Genomic DNA, 11,966 nt, shown 5'->3' with positions numbered 1-11,966 from the left:
CCGCCACGACTCGTGGCGGGGCCCCGTTCGTCTGTCCGCTGTGGCAGGCTCGCGGCATGCGGCTCGATGACGTCTGGCTGCGGTACCACCGGCGGGGCCGGTGGGTGCTGCGGGCGGTCGACGTGGAGATCTGTCCGGGCGAGGTGGCGGTCGTGCTCGGCCGTAACGGCGTGGGCAAGTCGACCCTGCTGCAGCTCGCCGCCGGGGTGCTGCGGCCGACCCGGGGCCGGGTGGTCGACCGGCCCGCCGCGGTCGGCTGGGTGCCGGAGCGGTTCCCCGCCGACCAGCCCTTCTCCGTGGCGCACTACCTCACCGTGATGGGCCGGGTCGCCGGGCTCTCCGCGACCGGCGCGGAGCGCGCCGTGGCGCAGTGGACCGAGCGGCTGGGCCTGGGTGACTTCCGCCAGGTCCGGCTGGCGCAGCTGTCGAAGGGCACCGCCCAGAAGGTGGGCCTGGCCCAGGCGATGCTCCGCCCGCCCGGCCTGCTCGTCCTCGACGAGCCGTGGGAGGGTCTGGACGCCGCCGCCCGTGAGCTGGTCCCGGAGCTGATCGACGAGGTGCTGACCGGCGGCGGCGCCGTCCTGGTCAGCGACCACCGCGGCGAGACGGTCCGGCTGCCCGGCGCGCGGCACTGGACCGTCGCCGACGGCACGCTGACCGAGGAGGCGCCGACCGGGGAGCCGGCGCTCGTGGTGGTCGAGCTGGCGGTGCCGGCCGCGCGGGTGGCCGGCACCGTCGCCCGGCTGCGCGCCGACGGCCACCAGATCCTTCGGGTACGCGACCACGCCGTCCCCCCGCCGACCGCGCCGACCGGTCCCGAACCCGTCCCGGGTCGTGAGCCGGCTCTCGGGGTTGCGGGGGCGTCGTCGGCCACCGGGTGGGGTGGTGACGGCGCGGCACTGACCGAGCCGGGCGTCGAGGGTCCCGCCCCCGAGGTGACGCGGTGACCGCGCTGGTCCGGCTCCGGCTCGCCGGCTTCCTGCGTACCGGACGGGCGCTGGCGCCGGTGCTCGCCGGCCTGATCGCCCTGGCCGTCCTCTACGGCGGCGGCCGGTCCCAGCCGGCGGAGGCCTACGGCGTCTCCGCGGTGGTGCTCTTGCCGGTGCTCGCCTGGCAGAGCAGGATCCTGCTGGACGTCGAGCCGGACGTGCAGCGCCGGCTGGCGCAGGTGGTGGTCGGGCCGGCCCGGGAGCGGGCCGCCGGGCTGTTGGCCGCGGGGGTGGCGGGCCTCGGCACGGTGCTGCTCGCGCTGGTCTTCCCCTGGCTGGTGGGCGGCGTGACCGGGCCGGTGGGGCCGGGGGACCGGTCGGTGGTGGTCGGTGTCGCCCTGGGCCTCTGGGCGCACCTGCTGGCCCTGCCGGCGGCGGTGCTGCTCGGCGCGCTGGCCAGCCGGGCCTGCACCCGCAGCGCCGGCTACGGGGTGGCCGTGCTGGTGGTCGGCGCGGTGGGCGCCCTGGTGCTCGGCCTGACCGGTTCGGTGGTGCCCTGGCTCGCCCCGCCGGTCCTGCCGACCGCCCGGGCGCTCACCGGCGGCCTCACCGCGACGACCGGGGCGCTGCTGACCGGCTGGGCCCTGCTCTGGAGCGCGGCCGCCGGGGCCGGCTATGCGTGGCGGCGGCACCATCGCGCCTGACCGGCCGGGGAGGGTGACCGGGCGCACACGGGGGGCGATTTGGTGCGCGCCGACGGGTCGCGTAACCTGATGGCGTAGTTCCACCCAGAGACCGCTGGTCACCGTGCTCCGGCACGGTCGAAGGTTCCGCGATGACGGGCGACCCGCGCAGGGCGGTAAGCGATAAATCGGCTCTTCCCGTGGTCCGCCGACCATGGTGATCAGGCCGGCCCTCGCCCCGCGCGCCCTGCGCCGGGGCTTTTCTCGTTGTCGTGACGCCTCCGTCGCTGTCGGGGAGTTTCGCTCCTCGACGGCGACCAGCCTCGAGTAACGAGAGAGGAGGGACATGGCGGACAAGCCGATCCGGGCCGACAAGGCCACGGCCGTCGCTGAGCTGACCGAGAGCTTCCGCAACGCGGGCGCTGCGGTGCTGACGGAATACCGTGGTCTGACGGTTTCCCAGCTCACCCAGCTGCGGCGCTCGCTCGGCAAGGAGACCACCTACACGGTTGCCAAGAACACGCTCGCGAAGCGTGCGGCGACCGATGCGGGCATCTCCGGCCTCGACGAGCTGTTCACCGGTCCTACCGCGCTGACTTTCGTTTCGGGCGACGTCGTCGAGGCGGCGAAGGGCCTTCGCGACTTCGCGAAGGCCAACCCGAAGCTCGTCATCAAGGGCGGTGTCTTCGAGGGCAAGGCCATTTCCGCGGCCGAGGTCACGAAGCTCGCCGACCTGGAGTCCCGCGAGGTGCTGCTGGCCAAGCTGGCCGGCGCGATGAAGGGCAACCTGAGCAAGGCCGCGGCCCTGTTCCAGGCTCCGCTCTCCAAGGCCGCCCGTGCGGCGGCCGCCCTGGCGGACAAGAAGCGCGAGCAGGAGGGCGCCGAGGCGGCCTGAGGCCCTCCCGGCGCACCACGTTCTTAATTTTTATTGCGAGAAAGGACGCCAGACATGGCGAAGCTCAGCACCGACGAGCTGCTCGACGCGTTCAAGGAGATGACGCTGATCGAGCTCTCCGAGTTCGTGAAGCAGTTCGAGGAGACCTTCGAGGTCACCGCCGCGGCTCCGGTCGCGATGGCCGGCCCGGGTGCTGCCCCGGCCGCCGCCGAGGCCGAGCCGGAGAAGGACGAGTTCGACGTCATCCTCGACGCCGACGGTGGCAAGAAGATCCAGGTCATCAAGGTCGTGCGTGAGCTGACCGGCCTGGGCCTCAAGGAGGCCAAGGACCTGGTCGAGGCTGCTCCGAAGGCCGTCCTGGAGAAGGCCAACAAGGAGACCGCCGAGAAGGCCAAGGCCAAGCTCGAGGGCGAGGGCGCCAAGGTCACCCTCAAGTGACCTTGAGTTCCACCTGACGCGCGTCCGGCTCACGTGAGCCGGGGCACATCGCGTCGTGGCGGGCGGTGATCCGGGAACGGGTCACCGCCCGCTGTGGTTGGTGGCTGGCGGTGGCAGCGGCGTGAGCAGGGCGTCCGACGGCCGGCGTACGGCTGGCCGGTGCGTGGAGCGGGTAGCCCGTCGGTGGGAAAGACACCCCGAGCAGTAACCGGCCCTTGACGCGGCACGGGGCTGCCAGGCACGCTGACACCAGCAAGACCTTCCGCGCTTGCAACGGCCACCTCTCGGGTAATGGCAGCGGCAACACCGACGCCACCGCTCCCGAGCGGACCGGCAGGAACATCGCGTTCCGAGCGGCCCGGTTGACCCGGTTTTCGACGGTCCCGAGGCGAGTTCCGCGATGACCTGCGGGGTGGGCTGGACAGCGGTTAGCCTCTCGGCTACACTGCTAGTTTGCGCTGCCTTCCGACTTGACCCCTGCTCGGAAATGTCCGTTTACGGATATTTCTGGTGGGGTCATTGGAGTGCACGCGTACCAGCCGTTCTGCAGCACCGGTCCTCGGAAGGACGCATCTTGGCAGCTTCCCGCCCTGCGAAGACCAGTCGTACGTCGAGCGCTTTCGCGCCCCGCCGAGTTTCTTTCGGCAGGATCACCGAACACCTCGAGGTCCCCAACCTCCTCGCCATTCAGAACGAGTCCTTCGACTGGCTCGTCGGCAACGAGGCTTGGCAGGGCCGGTCGGCGGACGACCCGCACGCACGCTCGGGTCTCGCGGAGATCCTCGACGAGATCAGTCCCATTGAGGACTTCTCCGGCACCATGTCGCTCTCCTTCTCCGCTCCGCGCTTCGACGAGGTCAAGGCCTCGATCGAGGAGTGCAAGGAGAAGGACCTGACCTACTGCGCGCCGCTGTTCGTGACCGCGGAGTTCACCAACAACACCACTGGCGAGATCAAGAGCCAGACGGTGTTCATGGGTGACTTCCCGATGATGACGCCGAAGGGCACCTTCATCATCAACGGCACCGAGCGCGTCGTGGTCAGCCAGCTCGTCCGGTCCCCGGGCGTCTACTTCGACAAGCAGCCGGACAAGACCTCCGACCGCGACCTCTCCAGCGTCAAGGTCATCCCGAGCCGGGGTGCCTGGCTGGAGTTCGACATCGACAAGCGCGACACGGTCGGCGTCCGCATCGACCGCAAGCGTCGGCAGGCCGTCACGGTCCTGCTGAAGGCCATCGGGTGGTCCGCGGAGCAGATCCGCGAGAAGTTCGGCTGGTCCGAGCTGATGATGACCACGCTCGAGAAGGACCACATCGCCGGTCAGGACGAGGCGCTTCTCGACATCTACCGGAAGCTCCGCCCTGGCGAGCCGCCGACCCGCGAGAACGCCCAGACCCTGCTCGACAACCTCTTCTTCAACCCGAAGCGGTACGACGTCGCCAAGGTCGGTCGGTACAAGTTCAACAAGAAGCTCGAGCTGGACGTGCCGATCACCACCGGCACGCTCACCGAGGACGACATCGTCGCCACCGTGGAATACCTCTGCCGGCTGCACGCCGGTGAGGAGGGCTACGAGGCCGACGACATCGACCACTTCGGCAACCGCCGTCTGCGTACGGTGGGCGAGCTGATCCAGAACCAGGTCCGGGTCGGCCTGTCCCGGATGGAGCGGGTCGTCCGCGAGCGGATGACCACCCAGGACGTCGAGGCGATCACGCCGCAGACCCTGATCAACATCCGCCCCGTGGTGGCGGCGATCAAGGAGTTCTTCGGCACGTCGCAGCTGTCCCAGTTCATGGACCAGACCAACCCGCTGGCGGGTCTGACCCACCGGCGCCGGCTGAGCGCGCTCGGTCCGGGTGGTCTGTCCCGCGAGCGGGCCGGCTTCGAGGTCCGGGACGTGCACCCGTCCCACTACGGTCGGATGTGCCCGATCGAGACGCCGGAAGGCCCGAACATCGGTCTGATCGGCGCCCTGTCCACCTTCGCCCGGGTCAACCCGTTCGGCTTCATCGAGACGCCGTACCGGAAGGTCGTCGAGGGTCGGGTCACCGACCAGATCGACTACCTGACCGCGGACGAGGAGGACCGGTTCGTCAAGGCCCAGGCCAACGCGCCGCTGAAGTCGGACGGCACGTTCGCCGAGGACCGGGTGCTGTGTCGTCGTAAGGGCGGCGAGACCGAGGACGTCGTCCCCGGTGCCGTCGACTACATGGACGTCTCGCCGCGGCAGATGACCTCGGTCGCGACCGCGATGATCCCGTTCCTCGAGCACGACGACGCCAACCGCGCGCTCATGGGCGCGAACATGCAGCGTCAGGCCGTACCGCTGGTCAAGGCCGAGGCGCCGCTGGTCGGCACCGGCATGGAATACCGTGCCGCGGTCGACGCCGGCGACGTGGTGGTGGCCGAGGTCGGCGGTGTGATCGAGGATCTCTGCGCCGACTACATCACCATCCACCAGGACGACGGCCACCGTCGGACCTACCTGCTGCACAAGTTCCGCCGCTCCAACGCCGGCTCCTGCGTCAACCAGAAGCCGGTCGTCTTCGAGGGCGACCGCGTCGAGGCCGGTCAGGTCATCGCCGACGGTCCGTGCACCGACGAGGGCGAGATGGCGCTCGGGCGCAACCTGCTGGTGGCGTTCATGTGCTGGGAGGGCCACAACTACGAGGACGCGATCATCCTGTCGCAGCGCCTCGTGCAGCAGGACGTGCTCACCTCGATCCACATCGAGGAGCACGAGGTCGACGCCCGGGACACCAAGCTCGGCCCGGAGGAGATCACCCGCGACATCCCGAACGTCAGCGAGGAGATGCTCGCCGACCTCGACGAGCGCGGGATCATCCGGATCGGTGCCGAGGTCGTCCCCGGCGACATCCTGGTCGGCAAGGTCACGCCCAAGGGTGAGACCGAGCTGACCCCGGAGGAGCGGCTGCTCCGCGCGATCTTCGGTGAGAAGGCGCGTGAGGTCCGGGACACCTCGCTGAAGGTGCCGCACGGTGAGACCGGCACGGTCATCGGCGTGCGGACCTTCTCCCGCGAGGACGGCGACGAGCTGCCGCCGGGCGTCAACGAGCTGGTCCGGGTCTACGTGGCCCAGAAGCGCAAGATCCAGGACGGCGACAAGCTCGCCGGCCGGCACGGCAACAAGGGCGTCATCTCCAAGATCCTGCCGATCGAGGACATGCCGTTCCTGGAGGACGGCACCCCCGTCGACATCGTGCTGAACCCGCTGGGTGTGCCGTCCCGGATGAACATCGGTCAGGTCCTGGAGACCCACCTCGGGTGGGTGGCCAAGACCGGCTGGAGCGTGGACGGCGACGACGAGGAGTGGAAGCGTCAGCTCCGCTCGATCGACGCGCACGAGTCCGAGCCGGACACCAACGTGGCCACTCCGGTCTTCGACGGTGCCCGCGAGGAGGAGATCTCCGGTCTGCTGGCGTCGACCCTGCCCAACCGGGACGGCAAGCAGCTGATCGGGCGCACCGGCAAGGCGCAGCTCTTCGACGGTCGTTCCGGCGAGCCGATCCCGGACCCGATCGCGGTCGGGTACGTCTACATCCTGAAGCTCAACCACCTGGTCGACGACAAGATCCACGCCCGGTCGACCGGTCCGTACTCGATGATCACGCAGCAGCCGCTGGGTGGTAAGGCGCAGTTCGGTGGCCAGCGCTTCGGTGAGATGGAGTGCTGGGCGATGCAGGCGTACGGCGCTGCCTACGCCCTGCAGGAGCTGCTCACCATCAAGTCCGACGACGTCCTGGGCCGGGTGAAGGTCTACGAGGCGATCGTCAAGGGCGAGAACATCCCCGAGCCGGGCATCCCGGAGTCGTTCAAAGTGCTGCTCAAGGAGCTGCAGTCGCTGTGCCTCAACGTCGAGGTGCTCTCCAGCGACGGTGTGGCCCTGGAGATGCGCGAGACCGACGACGAGGTGTTCCGGGCGGCGGAGGAGCTGGGCATCGACCTGTCCCGGCGCGAGCCGAGCTCGGTCGAAGAGGTCTGAGGTGAGCGGTCGGGGGCCGGTTCGCCGGCTCCCGACCCCACCCACTAGCTAGCAGTACAGACGACGACATAGGGGACATAGTGCTCGACGTCAACTTCTTCGACGAGCTGCGCATCGGCCTTGCCACCGCTGACGACATCCGTCAGTGGTCGCACGGTGAGGTCAAGAAGCCCGAGACGATCAACTACCGCACGCTCAAGCCGGAAAAGGACGGGCTCTTCTGCGAGAAGATCTTCGGTCCGCAGCGGGACTGGGAGTGCTACTGCGGTAAGTACAAGCGGGTCCGGTTCAAGGGCATCATCTGCGAGCGCTGCGGCGTCGAGGTGACCCGTTCCAAGGTCCGTCGCGAGCGGATGGGGCACATCGAGCTCGCCGCTCCGGTGACCCACATCTGGTACTTCAAGGGCGTCCCGAGCCGGCTGGGCTACCTGCTGGACCTGGCACCCAAGGACCTCGAGAAGATCATCTACTTCGCCTCGTACGTCGTGACGAGCGTGGACGCCGAGTCGCGTCACCGTGACCTCTCGACGATCGAGAACGAGATCCTCGCCGAGAAGCGGCAGTCCGAGAACAGCCGCGACTCCGAGATCGAGAAGCGGGCCGCCAAGCTCGAGGCCGACCTGGCCGAGCTGGAGGCCGAGGGTGCCAAGGCGGACGTCCGGCGCAAGGTCAAGGAGGGCGGAGAGCGCGAGATGCGCCAGATCCGCGACCGGGCCCAGCGCGAGATCGACCGCCTGGACGAGGTGCTCGACACCTTCCGCAAGCTGGAGCCGAAGCAGCTGGTCACCGACGAGCTGCTCTACCGCGAGCTGCGGGACCGGTTCGGCGAGTACTTCACCGGTGCCATGGGCGCCGAGGCGATCAAGGCCCTGGTCCAGAACATGGACCTGGAGGCCGAGGCCGAGAGCCTGCGCGAGACCATCCGCTCCGGCAAGGGCCAGCGGAAGATCCGCGCGCTCAAGCGGCTGAAGGTCGTCGCGGCGTTCCAGAACACCCGCAACTCGCCGCTCGGCATGGTGCTGGACTGCGTCCCGGTCATCCCGCCGGACCTGCGTCCGATGGTGCAGCTCGACGGTGGCCGCTTCGCGACCTCCGACCTGAACGACCTGTACCGCCGCGTGATCAACCGGAACAACCGCCTCAAGCGGCTGATCGACCTCGGCGCGCCCGAGATCATCGTCAACAACGAGAAGCGGATGCTCCAGGAGGCCGTCGACGCGCTGTTCGACAACGGCCGTCGCGGCCGGCCGGTCACCGGTCCGGGTAACCGCCCGCTGAAGTCGCTCTCCGACATGCTCAAGGGCAAGCAGGGCCGGTTCCGGCAGAACCTGCTCGGCAAGCGCGTCGACTACTCCGGCCGTTCGGTCATCGTCGTCGGCCCGAAGCTGAAGCTGCACCAGTGCGGCCTGCCCAAGCAGATGGCGCTGGAGCTGTTCAAGCCCTTCGTGATGAAGCGGCTGGTCGACCTCAACCACGCGCAGAACATCAAGTCCGCCAAGCGGATGGTCGAGCGGCAGCGGCCGGTCGTGTGGGACGTGCTGGAAGAGGTCATCGGCGAGCACCCGGTGCTGCTGAACCGCGCGCCGACCCTGCACCGCCTGGGCATCCAGGCGTTCGAGCCGCAGCTGGTCGAGGGCAAGGCCATCCAGATCCACCCGCTCGTCTGCACCGCGTTCAACGCGGACTTCGACGGTGACCAGATGGCGGTGCACGTGCCGCTGTCGGCCGAGGCGCAGGCCGAGGCGCGGATCCTGATGCTGTCCTCGAACAACATCCTCAAGCCGGCCGACGGCAAGCCGGTCACCATGCCCACCCAGGACATGGTCATCGGTCTCTACCACCTCACCCACCTCACCCCGGGTGGCACGGGCGAGGGCCGGGCGTTCAGCTCGGACGCCGAGGCGCGGATGGCCTTCGACAACGGCGAGCTGCACCTCCAGACCCCGGTCCGGATCCGGCTGCGCGGCGTCGTCGGGGTCGACAACGGCGCCGGCGCCGAGCCGTGGACCGCGCCCGAGGGCTGGGTCGAGGGCGAGCCGCTGACCGTGGAGACCACGCTCGGCCGGGTGCTGTTCAACGAGACGCTGCCGCAGGGCTACCGCTTCGTGAACTACGAGATCCGCAAGGGCCAGCTCTCCGCGATCGTCAACGACCTCGCCGAGCGCTTCCCGAAGGTGGCCCTCGCGGCCACCCTGGACGGGCTCAAGGAGGCCGGCTTCCACTGGGCCACCTGGTCCGGCGTCACCATCGGCATGGAGGACGTCATCGCTCCGCCGCGCAAGCGGGAGATCCTGGAGCGGTACGAGAAGGAAGCCGACCGGATCGACAAGCAGTACCAGCGTGGTCTGATGACCGCCGAGGAGCGTCGCGGCGAGCTCATCGAGATCTGGACCAAGGCGACCAACGAGGTCGCCAAGGAGATGGACACCGCGCTGCCGCAGGAGAACCCGCTGTGGAAGATGATCAACTCGGGTGCCCGCGGTAACCTGCTCCAGCTCCGGCAGATCGCGGCGATCCGTGGTCTGGTGGCCAACCCGAAGGGTGAGATCATCCCGCGGCCGATCAAGGCCTCGTACCGGGAGGGTCTGTCCGTGCTGGAGTACTTCATCTCCACGCACGGTGCCCGTAAGGGTCTCGCCGACACCGCGCTGCGGACCGCCGACTCGGGTTACCTGACCCGTCGTCTGGTGGACGTCTCGCAGGACGTCATCATCCGCGAGGAGGACTGCGGCACCGACCGCGCCATCCCGATGCAGATCGGGCAGCGTACGGAGGACGGCCGGCTCATCGTGCACGAGCACGCGGAGACCAGCGTCCACGCCCGTACCCTGGCCGACGACATCAAGGGGCCGGACGGCACCGTCGTCGCCCACCGGGGCCAGGACATCAACTCGATCGGGGTCGACACGATCGTCGCCGCCGGGGTCGAGACGGTGCGGGTGCGCAGCGTGCTCACCTGCGAGTCGAAGCTGGGCGTCTGCGGTGCGTGCTACGGCCGCTCGCTGCCGACCGGCAAGACCGTGGACGTCGGCGAGGCGGTCGGCATCATCGCCGCCCAGTCGATCGGTGAGCCCGGTACGCAGCTGACGATGCGTACCTTCCACACCGGTGGTGTCGCGGGTGAGGACATCACCCAGGGTCTGCCCCGTGTCCAGGAGATCTTCGAGGCCCGGATCCCGAAGGGTAAGGCGCCCATCGCCGACACCCCGGGTCGGATCCGGATCGAGGACGGCGAGCGGTCGCGGAAGATCATCGTGGTGCCGGACGACGGCAGCGACGAGATCGTCTACGACAAGATCTCCAAGCGGGTCCGGCTGCGTACCCACGACGGCGATCACGTCGAGGTCGGCGAGAAGCTCACCGAGGGCACCATCGACCCGCACGAGCTGCTGCGCATCCTCGGCCCGCGCGCGGTCCAGGTCCACCTGACCCAGGAGGTCCAGGAGGTCTACCGCTCGCAGGGTGTGCTCATCCACGACAAGCACATCGAGATCATCATCCGCCAGATGCTCAAGCGGGTGACGGTCATCGACTCCGGCTCGACCGAGTTCCTGCCGGGTGTGCTGGTCGACCGGGCGCTCTTCGAGTCGGAGAACCGCCGGCTCGTCGGCGAGGGTGGCGAGCCCGCCGCCGGTCGCCCGGTGCTGATGGGTATCACCAAGGCCTCGCTGGCCACCGACTCCTGGCTCTCGGCGGCCTCCTTCCAGGAGACCACCCGGGTGCTGACCGACGCGGCGATCAACTCGCGCAGTGACTCGCTGGTCGGCCTCAAGGAGAACGTGATCATCGGTAAGCTCATCCCGGCCGGTACGGGCATCAGCAAGTACCGCAACGTCCGGGTCGAGCCGACCGAGGAGGCGAAGGCCAAGGTCTACTCGATGACCGGCTACCCGGAGACCGACTACGGCTTCGGACCGGCCAGTGGCCAGGCCGTGCCGCTGGACGACTTCGACTTCGGGTCGTACCGCTAGGCAGTGACGACGACGAGGCCCCCGGCACCCGCCGGGGGCCTCGTCGCGTCCGTGGTGGAGCCACGCGCGGCCGCCGGGCGCCGCGGCGGGGCATGATGGTGGGCATGACGACCGCACCGGGGCCGGCCGCCGTGGCGAGCCAGGGCCCGCGCCATCCGCTCGACCCCGAGCCGGTCCGGTCGACCAAGGCCCGCGCCGTCTTCGCGCTCGGACTGATCGGGGCGTTGACCGGGTTCTTCGTCGGCGGGGTGGTGCCGGCCACGGTCGCCCTGCTGCTGGCCCGGCAGGCCCGCCGGGAGGCGTACGCCTCGGGCGGTTTCCTGACCGGCGCGGAGCGGCTGCGGCGCGGTGAGCGACTGGCCCGGACCGGTCTGGTCCTGGCGGCCGTCGCGGTGACCGCGGCGGTGGTCATCGGGGTGGTCCGGCTCGCCGAGAGCCCTTTCGGCCACGACTTCGCCCCGAACGTGGACTGACCGTCCGGTGCGGGCGTGCGCGCCCGGCCCCGGGGACGGGACCCGCGACGGTAGCCTGGCCCCTGTCCGCCGCGCTCGGGTGGAGGGCACGCGTCGACAGGAGGACCTCGTGACGGAACCGGCCCCACCGTCGGGAGGCGAGCCGTCCCGGCCGCCCGCCGGGTCCCCGGACGCCGTCGGTCCCGCTGCGGCACCCGCCGGCCCGACGCCGGGGAGGAGACCGCCGCGGGGGCCGCCGGCCCGCCGCCGGTCACCGTCAACCCCTTGGCCGCGCCGCCCGCCGGGTCGGACGAGGAGCCGAGCGTGCCGCCGGAGGTCGCCTCCGTCGGGTACGCCCCGCCGCCCGTGCCGCCGTCCGGGCCGGCGTACCCGGAGCAGCAGCCTGCGGGGGCGTACCCGGGGGAGCAGCCCGGGTACGGGCGGTTCCCGGAACTGCCGCCGCCCGGTTGGTCCGCCACCCCGCCCGCCGACCCCTTCCACGGACAATCGGGGGCGCAGCCCGGCGAGTTCCCGGGTCACCCGCAGCCGGCTTCGGGCGCGCCCCATCCCGCGCCGTACTCCGGCGGGCCGG

At 70.1% G+C, this 11,966-nt stretch carries 7 protein-coding genes; all 7 read left to right on the top strand.

Annotation, left to right across the window (positions count from 1 at the left end):
- The first annotated feature begins 56 nt into the window (after positions 1-56).
- The gene (locus tag MRQ36_RS09425) at positions 57-947 is read left to right on the top strand and encodes an ABC transporter ATP-binding protein (RefSeq protein WP_242794499.1); all 891 of its coding nucleotides are present in this window, start codon (positions 57-59) and stop codon (positions 945-947) included.
- Positions 944-1,633: a hypothetical protein gene (locus tag MRQ36_RS09420; RefSeq protein WP_242794498.1), complete on the top strand. Its 690-nt coding sequence runs from the start codon at positions 944-946 to the stop codon at positions 1,631-1,633. The genes MRQ36_RS09425 and MRQ36_RS09420 overlap by 4 nt, the downstream gene beginning before the upstream one ends.
- A 325-nt stretch (positions 1,634-1,958) precedes the next feature.
- Positions 1,959-2,507 carry a 50S ribosomal protein L10 gene (gene rplJ / locus MRQ36_RS09415; protein ID WP_242794497.1) on the top strand — a complete coding sequence of 183 codons (549 nt, stop codon included), beginning with the start codon at positions 1,959-1,961 and terminating at the stop codon, positions 2,505-2,507.
- Positions 2,508-2,561: 54 nt separating this feature from the next.
- Positions 2,562-2,945 (top strand): 50S ribosomal protein L7/L12, encoded by a 384-nt coding sequence (gene rplL, locus MRQ36_RS09410; protein WP_242794496.1) that lies wholly within the window; start codon positions 2,562-2,564, stop codon positions 2,943-2,945.
- 574 nt (positions 2,946-3,519) lie between these two features.
- Entirely contained in the window at positions 3,520-6,951 is a 3,432-nt protein-coding gene (locus MRQ36_RS09405) for a DNA-directed RNA polymerase subunit beta (protein WP_242794495.1), read from the top strand.
- Between the two features lie 80 nt (positions 6,952-7,031).
- A complete protein-coding gene (locus MRQ36_RS09400) occupies positions 7,032-10,922 on the top strand; it encodes a DNA-directed RNA polymerase subunit beta' (protein WP_242794494.1) in 3,891 nt (1,296 codons plus the stop codon).
- A gap of 104 nt (positions 10,923-11,026) precedes the next feature.
- A complete protein-coding gene (locus tag MRQ36_RS09395; RefSeq protein WP_242794493.1) occupies positions 11,027-11,395 on the top strand; it encodes a hypothetical protein in 369 nt (122 codons plus the stop codon).
- Positions 11,396-11,966: the final 571 nt, after the last annotated feature.

The organism is Micromonospora sp. R77, from assembly GCF_022747945.1.
Classification (GTDB): Bacteria; Actinomycetota; Actinomycetes; order Mycobacteriales; family Micromonosporaceae; genus Micromonospora.
This window is presented reverse-complemented; position numbering and strand designations above follow the sequence as displayed.

Bases quoted from the DNA above. Each gene is read 5' to 3' on its own strand.
- rplJ (WP_242794497.1), top strand. From the start codon at position 1,959: ATGGCGGACAAGCCGATCCGGGCCGACAAGGCCACGGCCGTCGCTGAG.
- MRQ36_RS09395 (WP_242794493.1), top strand. From the start codon at position 11,027: ATGACGACCGCACCGGGGCCGGCCGCCGTGGCGAGCCAGGGCCCGCGC.
- MRQ36_RS09425 (WP_242794499.1), top strand. From the start codon at position 57: ATGCGGCTCGATGACGTCTGGCTGCGGTACCACCGGCGGGGCCGGTGG.
- rplL (WP_242794496.1), top strand. From the start codon at position 2,562: ATGGCGAAGCTCAGCACCGACGAGCTGCTCGACGCGTTCAAGGAGATG.